The sequence below is a fragment of the Leisingera sp. NJS204 genome (assembly GCF_004123675.1).
In the GTDB taxonomy this organism is placed as follows: domain Bacteria; phylum Pseudomonadota; class Alphaproteobacteria; order Rhodobacterales; family Rhodobacteraceae; genus Leisingera.
The window spans coordinates 2,150,512-2,170,409 of sequence record NZ_CP035417.1 but is presented as its reverse complement, the minus strand read 5'-3'; the positions used below and the strand labels follow the sequence as shown (position 1 = coordinate 2,170,409).

The window sequence follows — 19,898 nt, the reverse complement described above, 5'->3', positions numbered from 1 at the left end:
TTCATAGAACGGGCATCAAAGCTTCCGCTGCCCGGTCACGAGAGGCTGCGCGGATCGAAAATGTCGCGGAAGCAGGGCCTCCTATACAGGCTGCGGCTGAAAGAGCAAGGCAAAAGGGCGGTTTCACGCCGCCGGCCGCTGCCGCCGCCGCAATACCGCAAGCCCGCCGTATTGATGCCCCAAAACCGGCCTTCACTGATTAACGAAGCCTTGACGCGGGGAGCAGCCGCGGCGCCGGCGCATCCGGCAGGGGCAGCTTAAGAAGGGCCAGCTTCAGAAAGGGCAGTCCAATGGCAGTGACAGATCAAACCCCGCCGCAGTTAACCCGCGCCCCGGTGGCCAATGCTTTTGGCGCTGTGGCACGCGCAGTGCCGCTGAGCTTGCGTCTGGAGGCAAACTGGAAGCTGCGCGTTGCTCTGCTGCGGGTGCTGGGGGCGGCAATGATCCTCAGCTCCACCGGGCTGTGGCTGGTTCCGGGCGCTGGCGCTGATCCGGACATGAACCTGATCCGGATCGGTATTTCGGTGGTGTTTCTGCTGATCGGGCTGGTGCTGATGACGGCGCATGACCCCGGCAACCGGCCCGAGGCGTGCTTTGATCCGGTACGCCGCGAGCTGCGGGTGCTGCAAGCCGGCAGCCGGGGCAGCCCGCGCACTGTTCTGCGCCGCAGCTATGACACCCTGGGCGGGGCGCGGCTGACGGCGGTGTCGGTGCAATTGTATGAAACAGACGGCAGCCTGCTGATCGAGCTGCCCATCGGTTCCGCCGCAATGCGCAGCCAGCTGCGCGACCAGCTCAGCGGTGCGGTGCGGATCCTGACCTGACTTCACGTTTGCGCGAGGAAAATCCGCCGGCCTGCCCGGCGGGTTTTGTGTTCGCCGGTTCACAGGTAATGTTGGTTTTTGCGGGCTTCCCTTTTGGGGGCGTGCGCCGCATCTGTTGCCTCATGATTTATTCTGACGGAGCTTTTCCCATGAAAACGACCCTGATTGCTGCCGCTCTGGCTGCTGCTGCTGCAACCGGCGCTGCCGCCGCCCCGGAAAAATATGTGCTGGATTCCAGCCACAGCCAGATCTTGTTTGATTACAACCACCTGGGCTACTCGACCACCTACGGCCTGTTCTCCGGCTTTGAAGGCGAGATCATGTTCGACCAGGAAGATCCGGCAGGCTCCAGTGTTTCGGTGTCCATGCCGCTCAGCATGATGTTCACCGGCTGGCAGGCCCGTTTCGACCACTTCATGACCAAGGATTTCTTTGACGCGACCGAAGACGAAACTGTCAGCTTCACTTCCACCGCAATCGAAGTGACCGGTGAAAATACCGCGAAGATCAGCGGTGATCTGACCCTGAACGGCGTGACCAAACCGGTGGTGCTGGACGCCAAGCTGAACCAGGCCGGCGACCACCCAATGGCGAAAAAGCCCTGGGCCGGTTTTGATGCAACCGCCTCGGTTCTGCGTTCGGATTATAACCTGGGTCAGTTCGCCCCCTTCATCAGCGACGAGGTGAACATCAAGATCTCGATCGAAGCAATGAAGGCCGACAGCTAAGTTAAGCCTCTGCTTTGAAAGAATTGCCGCCAGCTCCTACGGGGCTGGCGGTTTTTTGCTGCCCGGCCACCAACCCGTCTTCTAGCCCGGATACAGATCCGGCGTTGGAACCGGCGCCGCCCCCTCGCCAAAGCGTGACAGAAGTTCATTGGTGTTCTCCTGGCGGCTGCGGCAGGCTGTAACCGGCCCCTCCGGCCGCTTAAGAAAGGAGGCATCATGTTTCGCCTAGGCTACATCCTATCAGCCGGTGCAGCACTGGCCCTCGCTGCCAATCTGGCGTTCACAACGCCTGTTGCCGCTCATGATTCAGGCCGTGATACGGCCCGCGCCATTGCCGGGCTGATTGCTCTGGGTCTTATTGCCAAGAACCTGAATGACCGCAATGACCGCCACCGCGGCTACACGCATTCCTATCAGCCGCGCACCTACTACCGGCCCCATCGCGGCCGCGGCCATTATGCGGGCCGCCACAGGAACCATGACCGCGGCATACACCGCCACCGGACACGCCACGGCGGCTATTACCGGCACCGTCACTGACATCCGGATGCGGTAAAACCTGTTGCGCAGAAACAGACCGGCTGAAACGGCACAGCGCCGCGCGTCAGCGCGGCGCCCGGCCCAAGCCCGCCAGGGGGATCAGCCCGCTGATCACCCGCAGGCGCGGGAGGGCTCCGGCCCCGGATCAGCCGGCGCCCGGATCACTCTGCCCGTTTGGCCACCAGCTCCACCGGCACCTCCACGGCAAACCCCAGCGAAGTTTCATCCGGCAGGCTTTTTCCAATGCCGAAATCGAGCCGGTTCAGCGTCAGCGTTCCGGCCATCATTGCCGTGTCTCCCTGCAGGTCCAGGCTGAAGGGCAGGGTGGCCGGCACCGTCTGACCCTTGATGGTCAGGGTACCCGCCGCCTGATACCCCTCGGCCAGCTTTTCGATATCCGCCTTGAACAGGGCAGTTGGGAAATTCGCGCTGTCAAAGTAATCGGCGCCCATCGCCTGACCGGCAACCGATCCCAATTCCAGAGACGGGATCGACACTGTCACCTCCACATCACCTGCCGGACCCGGGGCCGCGGGGTCCTCAAAGTTGATCACCGCAGTCCACTCGCTGAAACTGCCCGAAATGACGCTGCCCATCTGGGTGACGGACAGGCCCAAAGTGCCGGACTGCACCGCCCAGCCGCCCCTGGCCGCAGGGTCCACTGCCAAAACAGGAGCCACGGTGCCTTCCGTGCTGTGATCCTGCGCGTTCCCGTGACTGTGGTCATGACCGCCAAAGACACCAATCACCGCGCCGCCGCCCAGGGCACCGGCCCAGACCGCCAGCGCTGCCAGCACCGGCATCAGGCTGTGGGATTGCGCGGGTGGCTGCGGCTGATCGCTGCTGCCCGGCAGCATCCGGCGCAACGTGGCGTCGCGGTCAATCACATGATGCTTCAGCGCCCCGGCAATATGCAGGCCCAGGGAAGCGGCCAATGTCCAGACCAGAACCCAATGCAAGCCGCCGAAAAAATCCGCCGCGTGGTCGGACTTCGGCACAAACGGCAGGTTCTGCCCGAACGGCCACCAGATCGGCGCAAAACCGGTGGTCGCGGCGTGATGGATCCACCCCGACAGCGGCACTGCCACCAGCGAGCCGTACAAAAGCCAATGCACCATTTCCGCCGCCAGCGCCTCCGCCTTGCGATCGGGATGCAGCAGGCCGGGTTTCGGCTGGCTCAGCGCCCACAGGATCCGCAGCAGCGCGGTAAAGAACACCGCAACCCCCACTGTCTTATGCAATGAGAACAGCAGCGTTGCCCGTGCAATCACCGCCTGGCTGCCGTCAAAGCCGGGGCTTTGGATCTCATGCGCCAGCTCATTGGCGACATACCCCAGCGGAAAGGCCGAGAAAATCAGCAGGGCGGTCAGCCAGTGAAATGTTTTGGCGACACTGCCGTAAGAGGTGAACGTGTTGGCACGGGACATTGGCGCGCTTTTCCTTGTCAAATTCCGGTGGCTCTAACCTAACCGCGACGGGCTGCGTTGCAACGGCAGGAATTGTCAGCCGGTGCACAGCTTTGGTGCGCAATGTGCGGCTTTGCTTGTACGCAGGGGAAAGGCCCGCTAAATCAGGCAAAACGTTAAAACAGACGAGGTCTTCAATGACGATCGCATTTGTGTTCCCGGGACAGGGTGCCCAGACCATCGGTATGGGCAAGGCGCTGGCCGAGGCTTATCCGGCTGCCAAAGCCATCTTTGATGAGGTGGACGATGCTTTGGGTGAAAGCCTGAGCCAGCTGATCTGGGAGGGCGATATTGAAACCCTGACCCTGACCCAGAACGCGCAGCCCGCGCTGATGGCCACCTCGATGGCCGCCATGCGCGCCTTGGAAGCCGAAGGCGTCACCGTCGGCAAGGCCTCCTTTGTGGCCGGCCATTCCCTGGGCGAATATTCGGCGCTGGCTTCGGCGGGGTCGATTTCGGTGGCTGACACTGCGCGCCTCCTGCGCACCCGCGGTCTCGCGATGCAAAGCGCGGTTCCGGTGGGCGAGGGCGCCATGGCCGCGATCCTGGGCTTGGATCTTGAGGCCGTGCGCGCCGTGGCAGAGGAGGCCGCGCAAGGCGAGGTTTGCCAGGCGGCCAACGACAATGACCCGGCCCAGGTGGTGGTCTCCGGAACCAAGGCAGCGGTTGAACGCGCCGCGGTGATCGCCAAGGAGAAGGGGGCCAAACGTGCGGTGATGCTGCCGGTCAGCGCCCCGTTCCACTGCGCCCTGATGCAGCCCGCGGCTGACGCTATGGCCGAAGCGCTGGCTGGTGTGGACATCAAATCCCCGGCCGTGCCGCTGATCGCCAATGTGCGGGCAGACGCAGTGACCAGCCCCGATGAAATCCGCGCCCTGCTGGTGGAGCAGGTGACCGGCTCGGTGCGCTGGCGCGAAAGCGTTCAGGTTATGGCCTCCAATGGTGTGACCGAATTCTGGGAAATCGGTGCGGGCAAAGCCCTGTCCGGCATGATCCGCAAGATCGACCGTGCGCTGGTTTGCCGCCAGGTGGGCGCCCCCGAAGACGCCAAGGCTGCCTCCGAAGCATAAAGGAATTTAGCCGGCGCGCGCCCGTGCCGCGCCGGCCTTTGATATAAAGGACAAGAAAATGTTTGATCTGACTGGCAAGAACGCCCTTGTGACCGGCGCTTCGGGCGGCATCGGCGGCGACATCGCCCGCGCTCTGCATTCCGCAGGCGCCACCGTTGCCCTGTCCGGCACCCGTGAAGAGCCGCTGAAGGCATTGGCCGAGGAACTGGGCGCGCGCGCCCATGTGCTCACCTGCAACCTGTCGGATGCAGAGCCTGTCGAGGCACTGCCGAAACAGGCGGCTGCCGCCATGGGCTCGGTCGACATTCTGGTGAACAACGCGGGCATCACCCGTGACAACCTGTTCATGCGCATGAAAGACGAGGAATGGGAGAGCGTTCTGAACGTGAACCTCACCTCCACCATGCGGCTCTGCCGCGGTGTGTTGCGCGGCATGATGAAGGCGCGCTGGGGCCGCATCATCAACATCTCCTCGGTCGTGGGCGCCACCGGCAACCCGGGCCAGGCCAACTATGCGGCATCTAAGGCCGGCATGGTCGGCATGTCCAAATCGCTGGCCTATGAGATCGCCAATCGCGGCATCACCGTGAACGCGGTGGCGCCGGGTTTTATCGCTACTGCGATGACCGACAAGCTGAACGAAAGCCAGAAAGACGCGATCCTGACGCAGATCCCGGCCGGCCGCATGGGGGAATCGAAAGAAATCGCCTCAGCCGTTCTGTATCTGGCCAGCCAGGAAGCGGGTTATGTCACCGGCACCACGCTGCACGTCAATGGCGGCATGGCAATGATCTAAGCCCCGCGCCAACCTGTGCCCTGCAGCCTGTCTGCAGGGATTTTCAATGTCTGCCCCGGCCCGACCGGGCCGCAGGAACAGTGCAGGTTTCGCTGCCAAGCAGTTGAAAAGGGACGGATTTGCGAAAAATTTGCTGTGCGCCTCTTGCAAGCACTTGATTACGGGGCCATCTGCACCCTTCATAGCCGCCAGAAGCCGTCTGGCCCTGGCTGCTGTGACCAAGCGAAACCGTTTGCCTTGGCCGCGGTCTATGTTATAGGCGGCGCATATCTGTACTGGTGTTTCCCCAAGGGAGCCGCCGCACTGTCCCCGCCCGGCGGGGATACCAACGCCCGCTCCGGGCAATAACCACGCCGCCCGAACGGGCAAGGGCAGAACTGGGCAGAGTGCCCTGAAAGACGAGGAATAGACATGAGCGACGTCGCAGACCGCGTAAAAAAGATCGTTGTTGAGCACCTGGGTGTAGAAGAAGACAAGGTCACCGAAAACGCTTCCTTCATTGACGATCTGGGCGCAGACAGCCTGGACACCGTGGAACTGGTGATGGCGTTTGAAGAAGAGTTCGGCATCGAGATCCCGGACGACGCAGCCGAAACCATCCAGACCTTCGGCGACGCGGTCAAATTCATCTCCGAAGCGTCCTAAGCCACGCTTCCGGAGAACCGGACCCAGCGGCGTCTTCCCATCGGGGAAGGCGCCGTTTTCGTTTGTCCGGCTGGGTCCTGATTCCCATTTTTCCGGAAATATTGCGGGGTGTTTGTTTGCGCTATCAAGCGGTGGCTCCGCTGCGCCGCAATTGTTCCATAAATCGTCATGATACGGCATTCCGGCGGCGGCGTTCCGTGCTAATCTCTGTGCAAGAGGCAAAACTTAGGAGATAGGCATCATGATGATTTACCCCACTATGGAGATTCAGAACGGCCGCTGCGTGAGCCTCGAAAAGGGCCGCCTGGATGAGCCGATGATCTGGCATGTGGATCCGGTGGAAACCGCCAAGAGCTTTGCGGCCGCCGGGGCGGAATGGATGCATGTGACCGACTTCAACGCAATTGAAGGCGATCACTGCAATGAGGAGCTGATCTGCGACATCATCCGCGGCGCCGGCATTCCGGTGCAGCTGGGCGGCGGTATCCGCTCGCGCGAGCATGCCGAGCATTGGATCGACAAAGGCGCAGGGCGTGTCGTGATCGGCACGCTGGCCGCGCGCGATCCGCAGCTGGTTCAGGAACTGGCCAAACACCACCCGGACCAGATCGTGCTGGCCGTGGATGTATACCAGGGCCAGGTGATGACCGATGGCTGGCGCCAGTCCGGCGCAATCTCGCCCGAGGACTTTATCGCGGCGTTTGATTCCGCGCCGCTGGCGGGAATCATTGTCACCGATATCGACAGCGACATGTCGGATCTCGAAGCTCAGCTTGGCCTGATTTCCGCCCTCGCGGAAAAGTCCCGCACGCCGGTGATCGCCAATGGTGTTGTGCGCAGCTCGGATGATGTTTCGCGCCTGAAATACATCTACAATATTTCCGGTGCGATGATTGGCAGGGCGCTGTTCCGCAAAACAGTGACTGTCGAGGAAGTTCTGGAAGTCGCCCGGCCCGAACCCGAGCCGGTAGCCGAGTTCCAATAAATCAATGCCTGCGGATTTTGGTCCGCAGGCGTTTTTTTGCCCCAGTTGCGGCCATCCCCCGAAACGCGCGGAACTGAAGGCAGGGATCCGGACGGCCGACAGCACGCTGCTGGATCATGCTTCCTTGGCGGCGGGTTCCGGTTGTTCCTGATCCTGTTGATTTGAGTTGAGCAAGGCTTTCAAATCGGCACGCAGCAGTTTGGCGTTGAATTTGATGCCGAAATAGTCGGCGTTTTGCCACAGAATCTGTGCGTCAAAAGACGCCACACCGGGCACCGAGGCGATGACACCCTCTTTGATATTGAACGGCGGTTCACGCGGTTCCTGCGGTTGCTCCAGCACCCGGATTTTTGCACCCACCCGGCTGATGTCCACAATTTTTGCAGGGAACCGGCGCTGGCGGCAGTGCAGGGTGCACGGCAAAGAGCAATGGTAACGGCGCCTTAGCCGCAAGCGTTTGCGCGTGACCCGCTCTGCCAAAAACAGGCCGGCGCCGCAGAGAAGCAGAGCTAAGAGAGAACTGGCAATAGCGGTCCTCCGCCGGTATGGCAGAAATGGGCCGAGGCTTGCCTGTGCCTGACCGGTTTGCATGTCCTTCGGTACGAAATCGCAGGGCAAAGAAACGATCTGTCTGGATAAATCCTCCAGCAAGGCCCGTGCGCCCAGCCGCCGCGCACTGACCTCCGCCCGTTCCCGTCCATGGATACGGTATACTTCGAGAAGGCCTTTTTGTTGTGTAATCAACCTCATGGCAAGCGGCTCATAGGCCCCCATGCCTGACCTGCGCATCCGCATGCGCAGCGGCACGGCCGGGTGGTCGGCCATCCAGTGGCGCAGCTTCCTGGCCTGGCCGTTCTGTTGCCCGGTCCGCAAATAATCCAGGAACTCACGCATCTCATGCCGCATAAGCGCGAGATCCGATTGCAGCATGCAGGTCGCCCTGGAGGATGCGGCAGCCATGCCTGCACTGCCGCAAACCACAGCCGGGGCAATCGATAGAGCGATAATCAATGGCCAGTGTCTCAATGCAGGACCCTTCCGGTCATGAGTGGAAATGCAGTCGCGGTGTTGGATGCAGTAGAACCACCCAATGGATAATTGGATACCGTTAACACCCTCTATGCGGGTGTATAATTCACCGCAAAACCGGCAACACCGTCCGGAGTTGCACATCATGGTTTGTGGCATTGGCCGGTGATTTTGGAACTGAAAAGACACGCAACGCGCCTGCCGCCTGGCAAGGCGGTGCGGAACATGCCGGATTCGCGCGTCTTTTCCAGCCGGTTTCATTTGGAAGGGCAGTTGAATTGCAAAGTTTTTGTGCTGGACCCGTCGGATTCTTTAGCACGCCGAACGGCTGTTATATTCCGAGCCGCACTTCTTCGCGCAGGCCGTCGCCCTGAAGCGGGAAGGCCTCCAGCAGGCGGTGCAATTGCATGAAGTTGAAATCCTTGGAGAATTGGACGCCGCAATAGCCGGGGGTTTGCCAGCGGACCTGGGCATCCATTGTGTATCCGCCGAAATCGAGGGTCACCCGCCCAGACACTTCGCAAGGGCTGTCGGGGCGCACCTTGGCGCCGGCCCGGCTCAGATCGACCAGATGAGCTTGGACTGTCCGCCCGCCCGCCTGCAAGACGCAAGGCACTGCGCAGGGGTAGCGTTTTGTGCGGCGGATTTTGCGGATGCCGATCCGGTCCAGGAAATACAGCGCACTGCCGCCCAGAACCAGAAACGACAGCCAGGCAATTGCGGCATTTCTGATTTGCTGGCTCTGCCGTGCATCGCCCGCAGCCACGGCAACCAGCTTGCTGCCATTGCCGCTTTCCTTCACCTGGTCGCAGGGCAAAGCTTCGACACGGGTTCCGAATTCCGACGTCAGCACCGGGGTGCCCATATGGCGCGCGGTTTCAAGCGCGGCAGCCCGGCCCTGGCTGGAGAGGATTTTCAGCAGGACCTGCTGCTGCTGTAAAAGCTCCTGCATGCCGGCAGCGACGGATTGAATGCCAACCGCGTTCATCCGCTGCCGCATCGGCGCGGGCGGGTTTGTGCTGATCCAGCTGCGCAGATGCTGCACATAAAAGGCATTCTGGCCGGAGCTGAGATAGGCGAGAAACCCCTTGGACGCCCGGTGCAGGTTCGACAGTTCCTGATGCACAGTGCAACTGGCGGCTGCGCGTTCCGGCAGCAGTCCAATCACCAGTAAAAATGCAGTTAGCGGGAGCCAATTGCGCATGGCGGGGCCGTTCCTTTTTGCCTTTGGACTGAAAGAATGACGTATAAATCCAAATGTGCCGTTAACGCAGGCGGCTTTTTGGGGCTGTCCAGGCTGCACAGGGCACTGCGCACAGGGCGCAGGCAGTAGCCGCAGGGATGCTCCAGATACCAGAGGCGCCTCGAAACTAAGTTTCCGCCGGCCTTGGATTTGATTTTCCAGTGGCGGAAATTTGCCGGTCTCTGTCGGCTGGCCGGCGCCTGGATCTGAGCCGCGGCTGGCAACACCGGGACAGCAACATGGAAACCGGCGGGGCAGAGGCAGCAAGTAAGTCAGGGCCGGATGGCCGGTGAAACGAGCATAAGCAATGTGCTGTCAGCATAGTTGGGAAAAAAAGACGGGCTGGAGGAAAATTGGCCCAGACCTCCAGCCCGGTTTTGGCAATCCACGAGGACGGATGCCGAGTTCTGTCATCATCGTGCTATCAACCTAAGGGGTATTGGTTAACAATAAACTCCACTCCCGCAATTTCTCCGTGAAATGCACAGTGCGCGCGGCGGCACTGGAGATCAGCCCGCTCTTGCACCCAGCCGCCATTCCAAGCTATTTGAACGGACGGATTGCCGAGGCAAAGGAGAGCAAGGAATGCGTCGAGTAGTTGTCACCGGACTGGGCCTGGTCACCCCGCTGGCCAGCGGAGTCGAAGAAACCTGGTCCCGGTTGCTGGACGGCCAGTCGGGCGCGGGCCCGATCACCCTGTTTGACGCCGAAGCCAGCGGTGTATCCACCACATATGCCTGTGAGGTGCCGCGCGGCGACGGCTCCGAGGGAACATTCAACGCGGATGACTGGGTCATCAAGAAAGACCAGAAGAAGATAGACGACTTCATTCTTTATGGCATTGCTGCTGCGGATATGGCTGTGCGGGACGCCGGCTGGACGCCCGAGGATGAAGAAAGCCGCCTGCGCACCGGCGTGATGATCGGTTCTGGTATTGGCGGGTTGTCGTCGATTGCGGACACCGCCGTGATGATCAAGGAAAAAGGCCCCCGCCGGGTGTCCCCCTTCTTTATCCCCGGTGCGCTGATCAACCTGATCTCGGGGCAGGTGTCGATCCGCTTTGGCTTCAAGGGCCCGAACCATTCGGTTGTGACCGCCTGTTCGACCGGCGCCCACGCCATCGGCGATGCGGCGCGGCTGATCAAATCCGGCGACGCCGACGTGATGATCGCAGGCGGCGCCGAGGCGGCGATCTGCGAAATCGGCATTGCCGGTTTCAACGCCTGCAAAGCGCTGTCCACCAAACGCGCCGACGACCCTAAAGCGGCCTCGCGCCCCTATGACGCCGACCGAGACGGTTTTGTCATGGGCGAGGGTGCCGGCATCGTTGTGCTGGAAGACTACGAGCACGCCAAGGCCCGCGGCGCCAAGATCTATGCCGAGGTGCTGGGCTATGGCATGTCGGGCGACGCCTACCACATCACCGCGCCGTCCGAGAATGGCGAAGGCGGCGAACGCTCGATGAGGGCGGCGCTGAAAAACGCGGGCCTGGAGCCGTCCGCCATTGACTATATCAATGCGCATGGCACTTCGACCATGGCCGACACAATTGAGCTGGGTGCGGTTGAACGGCTGTTGGGCGACCACGCCGCCAATGTCACCATGTCTTCGACCAAATCGGCTACCGGCCACCTCTTGGGCGCGGCCGGCGCGATTGAGGCGATCTTCTCGATCCTGGCGATCCGCGATCAGGTTGCACCGCCGACCATCAATCTGGACAACCCCGCCATCGAAAGCCAGGTGGATCTGGCCCCCAACGCCAAACGTGAGCGTAAGGTTGAGATTGCGCTGTCGAACTCCTTTGGGTTTGGCGGCACCAATGCCTCGGTGATCTTCGGAAAGGCCGGCTGATGTGGCGCAGCCTCGCCTCCAACATGCTGACAGTGCTCATTGCGGCTTTGTTCCTGCTGGGCGGCCTGATTCTGTGGGGCAAATCGCAATACACCGCTGAAGGCCCGCTGGAGACAGCGATCTGCCTGCGCGTCGAGCGGGGCTCGAACATGGCACGGGTCAGCCGCGATCTGGAATCCCAGGGCGCGGTTGCCTCCGCCGCCATCTTCCGCCTCGGCGCCAAATACAGCGAGAAGACCGGCCAGCTGAAGGCCGGCAGCTTCCTGCTGGAACCGGGCTCCTCGATGGAGCGGATCATCGACGGGATCACCCATTCAGGCGCCTCCACTTGCGGCACCGAGATTGTCTACCGCGTCGGCGTGACCCGTACCCAGACCGTGGTGCGCGAATTGGATCCGGCGACCAATAAATTCGAGGAAAAGGCCGCCTTCATCCTCGGCGAAGGGGAGGTTCCTGCTGCCTACACTGAGACCCGCCAGGAGGCCGACACCCGTTACCGGATTGCGCTGGCCGAAGGCGTGACCAGCTGGCAGGTGGTTGAGGCGCTTAAGGCGATGGATGTGCTGAACGGCGAACCCGGCGAACGTCCGGGGGAGGGCCTCCTGGCGCCCGACAGCTATGAGGTCACCACCGGCACAGACCGTGCCGCCGTTCTGGCTGAGATGCAGGAGCGCCAGCAGCTGCGCATCAACGCCGCCTGGGAAAGCCGGTCCGCAGATGCTGCGGTCGGCAGCCCCGAAGAAATGCTGGTCCTTGCCTCGATCATCGAGAAGGAGACCGGCGTTGCCTCTGAACGCGGCGTGGTCTCCTCGGTCTTCACCAACCGCCTGAACCGCGGCATGCGGCTGCAGACGGACCCGACGGTGATCTACGGCGTCACCAAGGGCGAAGGTGTCCTGGGCCGTGGTCTGCGACAAAGCGAGCTGCGCAAGGCCACCCCCTGGAACACCTATGTGATCGAAGGCCTGCCGCCGACCCCGATCGCCAACCCCGGCATGGAAAGCCTGGAGGCCGCGGTGAACCCTGAAGCCACGGATTATGTGTTCTTTGTTGCCGATGGCACCGGCGGCCATGCGTTCGCCGAAACGCTGGACGAACACAACAGGAATGTGGCCAAATGGCGCGAGATCGAAGCCCAGCAGCAGAACAACTGAGGCTGAGGCCAGGGCCGGAATTCGCACCGGAATTCGCGCCGGGAAACAGTCTGCGGTGATGTATCCGGTAGCAGGAAGGGCGCCCTTGGGGCGCCCTTTTTGATGCAAGCCTTGGGGCCGCCCCCAAGTCAGGCCGGCGTCACGTGTAGATACAGATGTAGAAATTCGTCCCGCTCTGGTAACCGCCGCATTTATCATAGAATTCAATGGTCGCCTTGACGGTTTTTCCAGCCAGCGCGCTGAACTGCGTGCTTAGGTCCACTGGCTGCATCGGCGTCACCACACCGGAACAGCCATTGCTGTAGTCATGTGAATATGTTGCGGTGTTTTCCGGATCGCTTTGGTCCGTCATGGTCAGTTTGACCACATCGTCAACGGAAGTCTGGCCTTCGCCGCTGGGGCCGCCGGACATCACAATTGTGGCGTTTGCCGGAATGTTCACATAGTGGAGAGTGGCATCATAAAAGATCTTTCCGGCATCCCCCTGGACAGGTGCCGATTCCTGTGCGGTGGCGATCTGGTGATTGGTCCAACCCATGTGCGGTTCCTCGTTATCAAAAATGACGTTTCTGCACGGCGTCGTGCAGGGTCGACGCTACAATCCTGGATTGCATTTCGAAAAGGGTGATTTTGCGAAAGATGCACATCATTTAAATTACCTCCGATTTATGGGCATCCGCCTATGCCGCGCTCGTTTACGGGGGCTTGGCTTGCTTTGCCGAAGGATGTGTGCCGCCCGCGTTTGCGGCAGCCCGTTGCGCACCTACCGTACGCATGCCTCGCCATGCCCCTTGACTTTTCCGATGAAAACCCGTATAGGTTGTATTGCAGCTGGAAGAAACAAGGACGGCCCCGGACTCCTCCGCCGGTGGCCGCCGTTCTTTCTCTTGTGCGGACAAAAAACGCATGAGGCAGACAAATTCATGACAGATCACCCAACAGACCAGGACGGCGCCGCTGTGCTGACGCGGCAAGTGCATTACACCGCCGATCTCCTGCGATCCCTGCAGGAGAGCATCCACCGCCTGCGCAACGAGGCGGAGGAGCTGCGCGAGCAGCTCGACGCGGAAGGCGCCGATGAAGTGACCGGCGCCAAAAGCCAGGTCAGCAAACTGGAACAGCTGATCCGCGATTGCCAGAAAGTGGAGAGACTCCTTGCAGAACAAAGCACAGAATTCGCCCGCATGCTCAAATCCGAACATGAACTCGATCTCGTCGCGGCACGCGCAGCTGTCGAGCGCGGACTTTCTGGCCTGCGTTCCGCTCTCGCTCCAGAACTGGTTCTTGAATGAGCTGGAGCGTAAAGCACTCTGCGCGCTGCCGCATCTCTTTGATTTCTGGGCGCTGGACCACCAGCGGCCGCCGCCGGGCGGCTGGCGTGCCTGGGTGATCCTGGGCGGCCGCGGTGCCGGCAAGACTAGGGCAGGGGCCGAATGGATCCGCACCCTTGCCGAAGGGCCGCGCCCGCACGATCCTGGCACCGCAAGGCGCATCGCGCTGGTGGCGGAAACCTATGACCAGGTGCGTGACGTGATGATCCATGGCGACAGCGGCATTCTGGCCTGCTCGCCGCCCGACCGCCGCCCCAAATGGAAAGCCTCCGAACGCAAGCTGATCTGGCCCAACGGCGCCGAGGCACAGGCGTTTTCCGCCCACGACCCCGAGGCCCTGCGCGGACCGCAATTCGATGCCGCCTGGGCGGATGAGCTGGCCAAGTGGAAAAAGGGGCAGGAGTGCTGGGACATGCTGCAATTCTCTCTGCGGCTGGGCCAGGACCCGCGCGTCTGTGTCACCACCACGCCGCGCAATGCGCGGGTGCTGAAACGGCTGCTGGCCGCCCCCAGTACTGTGCAGACCCACGCCGCGACCGAGGCCAACCGTGCCAACCTCGCACCGTCCTTCCTGGAGGAGGTGCGCGCGCGTTATGCGGGCACCCGTCTGGGGCGGCAGGAACTGGACGGGGTAATGCTGACCGATGTGCAGGGGGCGCTCTGGACAAACGCAGCGCTGGTCGCTGCGCAGGTGGCAGAGGCACCGCCGCTCGACCGGGTGGTGGTGGCGGTGGATCCAGCGGTCAGTTCGGGGAAGTCCTCGGACGCTTGCGGCATCGTGGTGGCCGGCGCCGTCACCCAGGGCCCGCCGCAGGACTGGCGCGCCTATGTTCTGGCCGATTGCACCGTGCAGGGCGTCGGGCCGCTGGCCTGGGCCCAGGCCGCAATTGCCGCCCGCGATACCCATGGCGCCGACCGGGTTGTGGCCGAGGTCAATCAGGGCGGTGCCTTGGTGGAGACCGTGCTGCGCCAGGCCGACCCCATGGTGCCGTTCCGCGCCTTGCACGCAAGCAAAGGCAAGTCCGCCCGCGCCGAACCCGCTGCCGCGCTGTATGAGCAGGGCCGCGTCAAACACCTGCCGGGGCTGGGAGAGCTGGAGGACCAGATGTGCCTGATGACCCCGCAAGGTTACCGCGGCAGCGGCTCGCCCGACCGGCTGGATGCGCTGGTCTGGGCCTTGCATGAGCTGATCATTCATCCAGCGGCGAAACTGCAGCTTCCGCAGGTGCGGGTCTTGTAGACGCAGCCCCGCCGCAGGCTGGGGGAACTGCGGCAAGGAAAGACCAGGAAATGGCAGCGTGCAACGTTGCCATTTTCAATTTTTACAACGGGTTACATCAAGGTGTTGCGCCCCCTGCGTACGCACCGCTGGCCAAATCTTCAGGCCTCTCTGTCATTAATCATCCTCAGCAAAGGCGCAACAGGCCCTTCGGCACAGAGCGCCAGAAACAGCAACCATGAGGAGCGGACAATGGTCTTTGACCTGCTGCGGCGCAACAAGCCCGAAACCCCGGAAACCGCCCTGGAACAGAAGGCCAGCCAGACCGCCCGCGTGGTCTCCTGGCAGGGCGCAGGCCGCACCGCCTGGAGCCCGCGCGACAGCGTCTCCCTGACCCGCAGCGGTTTTGCCGGCAATCCGGTCGGCCACCGGGTGATCCGTATGATCGCCGAGGCCGCCGCCGCTGTGCCGCTGGTGCTGCAGGACAGCCGCCAGCGCTATGACAGCCACCCCTGGCTGGCGCTTCTGGCCCGCCCCAACCCGGCGCAGGGCCAGGCCGAACTGCTGGAGGCGCTGTATGGCCATCTCCTGCTGTCCGGCAACGCCTACATTGAGGCGGTGACGACAGAGAACAGCGCCCCGGCAGAGCTGCATGTGCTGCGCTCCGACCGGATGAACGTGGTGCCGGGGCCGGACGGTTGGCCCGCGGGTTTTGATTATGTGGTGGGCGGGCGCAAGCACCGCTTTGCCAGTGATCCTGCCCAATCCCCGATCTGCCATATCAAAAGCTTCCACCCGCAGGACGACCACTATGGCCTTTCATCCCTGCAATCGGCGGCAATGGCGATAGATGTGCACAACGCCGCCTCCCGCTGGTCCAAGGCGCTGCTGGACAACGCGGCCCGTCCCTCCGGTGCGCTGGTCTGGACAGGATCGGATGGCCATGGCCGCATGTCCGAGGAACAATTCCGCATCCTAAGTGACGAGATTCAATCAAACTTTCAGGGCGCCAAAAATGCCGGCCGTCCGATGGTTCTGGAAGGCGGCCTGGACTGGAAGCCAATGGGCTTTTCGCCCTCCGACATGGAATTCCAGAAAACCAAGGACACCGCCGCCCGCGAGATTGCGCTGGCATTCGGGGTGCCGCCGATGCTGCTCGGCATTCCCGGCGATGCAACCTACGCCAATTATCAAGAGGCCCACCGCGCCTTTTACCGGCTGACCGTGCTGCCCTTGGCGGCCAAGGTCACCGCAGCGCTGGCCGATTGGCTTACCGGTTGGACCGGCGAGGTTCTGACCCTGAAACCCGACCTTGATCAATTGCCCGCCTTGGCGGCCGAACGCGAGGCGCAGTGGCGCCGGGTGTCTGGCGCGGATTTCCTCAGCACCGCGGAAAAGCGGCAGCTGCTGGGTTTGCCCGCAGAAGCCGCCGCCGCGCCGCAAGCGGGGGGCGGACAGGATGACTGAGCACCCGATGCATGCCTTCGATTGTTCACCGGGATTGCGCCTGTCCGCCCATGAGCGGGTCGCCCAGATCCAGAACGAGGCGGTGAACCGCCGGCTCGACCGGATCGAACAAATGATGGAACGGCTGGAGAAACGCCTCTGGCTCACCGTCTACGGCGTTGCCGCGGTGATCCTGGCGCAGGCCTTTCAATCCTTCTTGACGGTTCAACTGCCGTAACAACAACAACTTGCGAGGCAAATATCATGCAGGGACCACCCCGGCTTGAACATAAATTCGCACGCTTCGGCGAGGACCTCTCGCTGAAGGACGCAACAGAAATCAGCGGCTACGCCAGCCTGTTCGGCCAGACCGACCAGGGCGGCGATGTGGTGATGCGCGGCGCCTATGCCGCTTCGCTGAAGGCGCTTCAGGATCAGGGCCGCACGGTCAAGATGCTGTGGCAGCACGACCCGGCGCAGCCCATCGGCGTCTGGGACGAGGTGCGCGAGGACAAGCGCGGGCTTTACGTTAAGGGCCGCATCCTGACCGCCACTCCCAAGGGCGCCGAAGCTGCTGCACTGATCGAAGCAGGCGCCATCGACGGGCTGTCAATCGGCTACCGCACCGTGAAATCCAGCCGCGGCCAGGACGGCACCCGCCAATTGACCGAGGTGGAGCTGTGGGAGGTGTCGCTGGTCACCTTCCCGATGCTGCCCGCAGCGCGGGTGGCGGGCAAATCTTTTGCCCTGGATGCCGAGGCAGACGCATTGCGCGCACTGGCCACAGGCCTGCGCCAGATCACCTGCGGCCTCAAGGCAGGCCGGACATAAAACAGGACACCAATCATGAGCAACCAAGACCTCCCGGATACCTCCGGGGACACAGCGCCCCTGGCCCATGAAGTGAAACAGGCCGTCACCGGCTTTCTTCATGAATTCAAGGGCTTTCAGAACGACGTGCAATCAAGGCTGAAACAGGCAGAAGAGCGAGTGAACATGCTGGACCGTAAGACAATCTCTCAGAACCGCCCCCATCTGGCAGCCAGCCAGGACGCGGGCGCGCCGCATCAAAAGGCGTTCAACGCCTACCTGCGCAGCGGCGACGACGACAGCCTGCGCGGGCTGGAACTGGAGGGCAAGGCGATGTCCACTGCCGTGGGCGGCGACGGCGGCTATCTGGTTGACCCGCAGACCTCGGAAACCGTCAAGGCGGTGCTGAATGCCTCCGCCTCGATCCGCGCCGTCGCTTCCGTGGTGCATGTAGAGGCATCGTCATATGACGTGCTGATCGACCACAGCGAAATGGGGGCCGGCTGGGCCAATGAAACCGGCCCGGCGGCAGAGACCTCCACCGGTACTATCGACCGTATCTCGATCCCGCTGCACGAACTGAGCGCGCTGCCCAAGGCTTCGCAGCGGCTGCTGGATGACAGCGCCTTTGATATCGAGGGCTGGCTGGCAGGCCGCATTGCCGACAAATTCTCCCGGTCCGAGGCCGACGCCTTTATCAACGGCGACGGCGTCGATAAGCCCCGCGGTTTCCTTGATTACACCGTGGCTGAAAACGACATCTGGACCTGGGGCAGCATCGGCTACAAGGCGACCGGCGTGGACGGTGAGATCGGCAACGGCGACGCGATCATCGACCTGGTCTATGCGCTGGGGGCGGAATACCGCGCCAATGCCACCTTCATTCTGAACTCCAAGACTGCGGGAATGCTGCGGAAACTGAAAGACGCCGATGGCCGCTTCCTGTGGTCCGACGGCCTGGCCGCGGGTGAACCTGCACGCCTGATGGGCTACCCGGTGCTGATCGCCGAGGACATGCCGGATCCGGCCGCCAACAGTTACCCGATTGCATTCGGCGACTTCCGCGCGGGCTACACGATTGCCGAACGCCCGGATCTGCGGGTGCTGCGCGACCCGTTCAGCGCCAAGCCGCATGTGCTGTTCTACGCGACCAAGCGGGTCGGCGGCGACGTCAGCGACTTTGCTGCGATCAAGCTGATGAAATTCGGCGCGAGCTAACGCTTTGCGCTGATGGCGGACCGGCAGACCGGTCCGCCGGCGGGCATGCACCCCACAGTCCTTTGCCGTCCAGCTGCTCCCCTCCGTCCGAGCGGCAAGGGATGGTGCATGCCCGCCGAACCCCACCCGGACAGCAGATCAGGGCCGCAGCAGGGGAAGGCCCGCAGGAGTGAGATGATGATGCTGAGCGAAGTGACACCCGTGCCCGAGGCCGCCCTGCCGCTGGCCCAGTTCAAGGCGCATTTGCGTCTGGGCACCGGCTTTGGCGAGGACAGCCTGCAGGATGAGGTGCTGTTTGGCTTTCTGCGCGCCGCCCTGGCAGCGATTGAGGCTAGGACCGGCAAGGCGCTGATAACACGCGAATTCGAGCTGGAGATCCGTCACTGGCGTGACCGCGCCCGGATGATCCTGCCCATCGCCCCGGTGCAATCGGTGACCGGGGTTGCGATACGCGACGCCGGCGGCACCGAAACGGTTCTGGATGCCTCCCTTTATCACCTGGAGCGCGACAGCCAGCGCCCGCGTCTCTGCCCGGCAGGCAGCCTTCTGCCGGCCATTCCAACCGGCGGTCTGGCGCGGATATCCCTGCAGTGTGGCATGGCCGGGGACTGGGGCGGTTTGCCCGCCGATCTGGGTCAGGCGGTGATGCTGCTGGCTGCGCATTACTACGAATACCGGGCCGACACCGGCCTGCACGGCGGCTGCATGCCCTTTGGCGTGACCAGCCTGATCGAACGCTACCGCAGCCTGCGGCTGACATTGGGAGGCCTGGTATGAAAAACCCTCCGAAACTCACCCGCAAGCTGGTGCTGGAAGACCCCCAGCGCAGCTCCGATGGCGCCGGCGGCTATACCGAGGACTGGGTGGCGCTTGGCACCCTTTGGGCCGAGGTGAAGTCGCTTTCCGGGCGTCTGAGCGGGGACAGCCTGTCTTTGCAAAAATACAGGATCACCCTGCGTGCATCGCCCGAAGGCTTTGCATCCCGGCCCCGTCCGGATCAGCGATTCCGCGACAGAAACAGGATCTACCGTATTGATGCAATTGCAGAATCCGATCCAGATGCCCGCTACCTGACGTGTTTCGCGGTTGAGGAGGTGAGCGGATGACCTATGCCATCGCAGGCGGGCTGCAATCCGCCGTCTACACCCATCTGACCGGTGACGCGGGCCTCACAGCTCTGGTCGGCGGCGCGATCTATGACGCCATTCCCGCAGGCCCCTTGCCGCAGACCTATGTGGCGCTGGGATCGGAGGAGGTGCTTGACCGCTCCGACAAGACGGCAGGCGGCGCCGAGCACCGGTTCTTCATCACTGTCACCACCGACACCGCCGGTTTTGCGGGCGCCAAGGCCACCGCCGCGGCGGTCTGCGACGCGCTGGTTGGCGCCTCCGTACCACTGCCCCGCGGCCAGCTGACCGGCCTCTGGTTCGATCGGGCCAAGGCGGAACGGCTGAACACCGGCGGCCGCCAGATCACCCTGCGGTTCCGTGCGCGGGTGGATGACGTCTGAATATCAGGACACCCCTAAAACCAATTGAATTAC

The 19,898-nt window shown here is 62.6% G+C and carries 22 protein-coding genes; 18 read left to right on the top strand and 4 right to left on the bottom strand.

Going from position 1 to position 19,898, the window contains the following annotated elements:
- Positions 1–290 precede the first annotated feature (290 nt).
- The 3 genes from ETW24_RS10615 to ETW24_RS10605 all read left to right on the top strand — a co-directional run bounded on the left by ETW24_RS10615 (position 291) and on the right by ETW24_RS10605 (position 2,092).
- Positions 291–824: a hypothetical protein gene (locus tag ETW24_RS10615; RefSeq protein WP_129371034.1), complete on the top strand. Its 534-nt coding sequence runs from the start codon at positions 291–293 to the stop codon at positions 822–824.
- A 149-nt stretch (positions 825–973) separates the two neighbouring features.
- A complete protein-coding gene (locus tag ETW24_RS10610) occupies positions 974–1,552 on the top strand; it encodes a YceI family protein (protein WP_129371033.1) in 579 nt (192 codons plus the stop codon).
- Positions 1,553–1,768: 216 nt separating this feature from the next.
- Positions 1,769–2,092: a hypothetical protein gene (locus ETW24_RS10605; RefSeq protein ID WP_129371032.1), complete on the top strand. Its 324-nt coding sequence runs from the start codon at positions 1,769–1,771 to the stop codon at positions 2,090–2,092.
- A gap of 161 nt (positions 2,093–2,253) precedes the next feature.
- Here the strand turns inward: ETW24_RS10605 and ETW24_RS10600 are convergent, their stop codons facing one another.
- Positions 2,254–3,519, bottom strand: a complete 1,266-nt coding sequence (locus ETW24_RS10600; RefSeq protein ID WP_129371031.1) for a cytochrome b/b6 domain-containing protein — start codon at positions 3,517–3,519, stop codon at positions 2,254–2,256.
- Between the two features lie 176 nt (positions 3,520–3,695).
- Between ETW24_RS10600 and fabD the strand changes: the two genes are divergently transcribed.
- The 4 genes from fabD to ETW24_RS10580 all read left to right on the top strand — a co-directional run bounded on the left by fabD (position 3,696) and on the right by ETW24_RS10580 (position 7,054).
- Positions 3,696–4,628 (top strand): ACP S-malonyltransferase, encoded by a 933-nt coding sequence (gene fabD, locus ETW24_RS10595; protein WP_129371030.1) that lies wholly within the window; start codon positions 3,696–3,698, stop codon positions 4,626–4,628.
- Between the two features lie 58 nt (positions 4,629–4,686).
- Positions 4,687–5,424, top strand: coding sequence for a 3-oxoacyl-ACP reductase FabG (gene fabG, locus ETW24_RS10590; RefSeq protein WP_129371029.1), 738 nt, complete (start codon positions 4,687–4,689; stop codon positions 5,422–5,424).
- A 411-nt stretch (positions 5,425–5,835) separates the two neighbouring features.
- Positions 5,836–6,069, top strand: coding sequence for an acyl carrier protein (locus ETW24_RS10585; protein WP_005982462.1), 234 nt, complete (start codon positions 5,836–5,838; stop codon positions 6,067–6,069).
- A 241-nt stretch (positions 6,070–6,310) separates the two neighbouring features.
- Positions 6,311–7,054: a HisA/HisF-related TIM barrel protein gene (locus ETW24_RS10580; RefSeq protein WP_129371028.1), complete on the top strand. Its 744-nt coding sequence runs from the start codon at positions 6,311–6,313 to the stop codon at positions 7,052–7,054.
- Between the two features lie 114 nt (positions 7,055–7,168).
- Here ETW24_RS10580 and ETW24_RS10575 read toward each other — a convergent pair whose 3' ends face one another.
- Both ETW24_RS10575 and ETW24_RS10570 read right to left on the bottom strand, forming a co-directional pair.
- Positions 7,169–7,984 carry a PilZ domain-containing protein gene (locus ETW24_RS10575; protein WP_164982730.1) on the bottom strand — a complete coding sequence of 272 codons (816 nt, stop codon included), beginning with the start codon at positions 7,982–7,984 and terminating at the stop codon, positions 7,169–7,171.
- A gap of 430 nt (positions 7,985–8,414) precedes the next feature.
- The gene (locus ETW24_RS10570; RefSeq protein ID WP_129371026.1) at positions 8,415–9,287 is read right to left on the bottom strand and encodes a PilZ domain-containing protein; all 873 of its coding nucleotides are present in this window, start codon (positions 9,285–9,287) and stop codon (positions 8,415–8,417) included.
- 624 nt (positions 9,288–9,911) lie between these two features.
- Between ETW24_RS10570 and fabF the strand changes: the two genes are divergently transcribed.
- Positions 9,912–11,177, top strand: coding sequence for a beta-ketoacyl-ACP synthase II (fabF, locus tag ETW24_RS10565; RefSeq protein ID WP_129371025.1), 1,266 nt, complete (start codon positions 9,912–9,914; stop codon positions 11,175–11,177).
- Positions 11,177–12,331 carry an endolytic transglycosylase MltG gene (gene mltG / locus ETW24_RS10560; RefSeq protein ID WP_129371024.1) on the top strand — a complete coding sequence of 385 codons (1,155 nt, stop codon included), beginning with the start codon at positions 11,177–11,179 and terminating at the stop codon, positions 12,329–12,331. Before fabF ends, mltG begins: the two co-directional genes overlap by 1 nt.
- Positions 12,332–12,470: 139 nt before the next feature.
- Here mltG and ETW24_RS10555 read toward each other — a convergent pair whose 3' ends face one another.
- Positions 12,471–12,869, bottom strand: a complete 399-nt coding sequence (locus tag ETW24_RS10555; protein WP_129371023.1) for a hypothetical protein — start codon at positions 12,867–12,869, stop codon at positions 12,471–12,473.
- Between ETW24_RS10555 and ETW24_RS10550 the strand changes: the two genes are divergently transcribed.
- From ETW24_RS10550 to ETW24_RS10510, 9 genes are all read left to right on the top strand, one after another.
- Positions 12,868–13,623 (top strand): hypothetical protein, encoded by a 756-nt coding sequence (locus tag ETW24_RS10550; protein ID WP_164982729.1) that lies wholly within the window; start codon positions 12,868–12,870, stop codon positions 13,621–13,623. The genes ETW24_RS10555 and ETW24_RS10550 overlap by 2 nt on opposite strands.
- Positions 13,616–14,902: a DNA-packaging protein gene (locus tag ETW24_RS10545; protein WP_129372899.1), complete on the top strand. Its 1,287-nt coding sequence runs from the start codon at positions 13,616–13,618 to the stop codon at positions 14,900–14,902. The genes ETW24_RS10550 and ETW24_RS10545 overlap by 8 nt, the downstream gene beginning before the upstream one ends.
- A 231-nt stretch (positions 14,903–15,133) precedes the next feature.
- Positions 15,134–16,348, top strand: coding sequence for a phage portal protein (locus ETW24_RS10540; RefSeq protein ID WP_129371021.1), 1,215 nt, complete (start codon positions 15,134–15,136; stop codon positions 16,346–16,348).
- On the top strand, positions 16,341–16,565 hold the full coding sequence (locus ETW24_RS10535) for a GTA head formation protein, RCAP_rcc01685 family (RefSeq protein WP_027259106.1): 225 nt from the start codon (positions 16,341–16,343) through the stop codon (positions 16,563–16,565). Before ETW24_RS10540 ends, ETW24_RS10535 begins: the two co-directional genes overlap by 8 nt.
- A 26-nt stretch (positions 16,566–16,591) precedes the next feature.
- A complete protein-coding gene (locus ETW24_RS10530; protein ID WP_129371020.1) occupies positions 16,592–17,158 on the top strand; it encodes an HK97 family phage prohead protease in 567 nt (188 codons plus the stop codon).
- A 15-nt stretch (positions 17,159–17,173) separates the two neighbouring features.
- The gene (locus ETW24_RS10525) at positions 17,174–18,355 is read left to right on the top strand and encodes a phage major capsid protein (protein WP_129371019.1); all 1,182 of its coding nucleotides are present in this window, start codon (positions 17,174–17,176) and stop codon (positions 18,353–18,355) included.
- A gap of 177 nt (positions 18,356–18,532) precedes the next feature.
- Positions 18,533–19,132, top strand: a complete 600-nt coding sequence (locus ETW24_RS10520) for a head-tail connector protein (RefSeq protein ID WP_129371018.1) — start codon at positions 18,533–18,535, stop codon at positions 19,130–19,132.
- Entirely contained in the window at positions 19,129–19,461 is a 333-nt protein-coding gene (locus ETW24_RS10515; protein WP_129371017.1) for a head-tail adaptor protein, read from the top strand. The genes ETW24_RS10520 and ETW24_RS10515 overlap by 4 nt, the downstream gene beginning before the upstream one ends.
- The gene (locus tag ETW24_RS10510) at positions 19,458–19,865 is read left to right on the top strand and encodes a DUF3168 domain-containing protein (protein ID WP_129371016.1); all 408 of its coding nucleotides are present in this window, start codon (positions 19,458–19,460) and stop codon (positions 19,863–19,865) included. Before ETW24_RS10515 ends, ETW24_RS10510 begins: the two co-directional genes overlap by 4 nt.
- Positions 19,866–19,898: the final 33 nt, after the last annotated feature.

Bases quoted from the DNA above. Each gene is read 5' to 3' on its own strand.
- ETW24_RS10615 (WP_129371034.1), top strand. From the start codon at position 291: ATGGCAGTGACAGATCAAACCCCGCCGCAGTTAACCCGCGCCCCGGTG.
- ETW24_RS10610 (WP_129371033.1), top strand. From the start codon at position 974: ATGAAAACGACCCTGATTGCTGCCGCTCTGGCTGCTGCTGCTGCAACC.
- ETW24_RS10605 (WP_129371032.1), top strand. From the start codon at position 1,769: ATGTTTCGCCTAGGCTACATCCTATCAGCCGGTGCAGCACTGGCCCTC.
- ETW24_RS10600 (WP_129371031.1), bottom strand. From the start codon at position 3,519: ATGTCCCGTGCCAACACGTTCACCTCTTACGGCAGTGTCGCCAAAACA.
- fabD (WP_129371030.1), top strand. From the start codon at position 3,696: ATGACGATCGCATTTGTGTTCCCGGGACAGGGTGCCCAGACCATCGGT.
- fabG (WP_129371029.1), top strand. From the start codon at position 4,687: ATGTTTGATCTGACTGGCAAGAACGCCCTTGTGACCGGCGCTTCGGGC.
- ETW24_RS10585 (WP_005982462.1), top strand. From the start codon at position 5,836: ATGAGCGACGTCGCAGACCGCGTAAAAAAGATCGTTGTTGAGCACCTG.
- ETW24_RS10580 (WP_129371028.1), top strand. From the start codon at position 6,311: ATGATGATTTACCCCACTATGGAGATTCAGAACGGCCGCTGCGTGAGC.
- ETW24_RS10575 (WP_164982730.1), bottom strand. From the start codon at position 7,984: ATGCTGCAATCGGATCTCGCGCTTATGCGGCATGAGATGCGTGAGTTC.
- ETW24_RS10570 (WP_129371026.1), bottom strand. From the start codon at position 9,287: ATGCGCAATTGGCTCCCGCTAACTGCATTTTTACTGGTGATTGGACTG.
- fabF (WP_129371025.1), top strand. From the start codon at position 9,912: ATGCGTCGAGTAGTTGTCACCGGACTGGGCCTGGTCACCCCGCTGGCC.
- mltG (WP_129371024.1), top strand. From the start codon at position 11,177: ATGTGGCGCAGCCTCGCCTCCAACATGCTGACAGTGCTCATTGCGGCT.
- ETW24_RS10550 (WP_164982729.1), top strand. From the start codon at position 12,868: ATGTGCGGTTCCTCGTTATCAAAAATGACGTTTCTGCACGGCGTCGTG.
- ETW24_RS10555 (WP_129371023.1), bottom strand. From the start codon at position 12,869: ATGGGTTGGACCAATCACCAGATCGCCACCGCACAGGAATCGGCACCT.
- ETW24_RS10540 (WP_129371021.1), top strand. From the start codon at position 15,134: ATGGTCTTTGACCTGCTGCGGCGCAACAAGCCCGAAACCCCGGAAACC.
- ETW24_RS10535 (WP_027259106.1), top strand. From the start codon at position 16,341: ATGACTGAGCACCCGATGCATGCCTTCGATTGTTCACCGGGATTGCGC.
- ETW24_RS10530 (WP_129371020.1), top strand. From the start codon at position 16,592: ATGCAGGGACCACCCCGGCTTGAACATAAATTCGCACGCTTCGGCGAG.
- ETW24_RS10525 (WP_129371019.1), top strand. From the start codon at position 17,174: ATGAGCAACCAAGACCTCCCGGATACCTCCGGGGACACAGCGCCCCTG.
- ETW24_RS10520 (WP_129371018.1), top strand. From the start codon at position 18,533: ATGATGCTGAGCGAAGTGACACCCGTGCCCGAGGCCGCCCTGCCGCTG.
- ETW24_RS10515 (WP_129371017.1), top strand. From the start codon at position 19,129: ATGAAAAACCCTCCGAAACTCACCCGCAAGCTGGTGCTGGAAGACCCC.
- ETW24_RS10510 (WP_129371016.1), top strand. From the start codon at position 19,458: ATGACCTATGCCATCGCAGGCGGGCTGCAATCCGCCGTCTACACCCAT.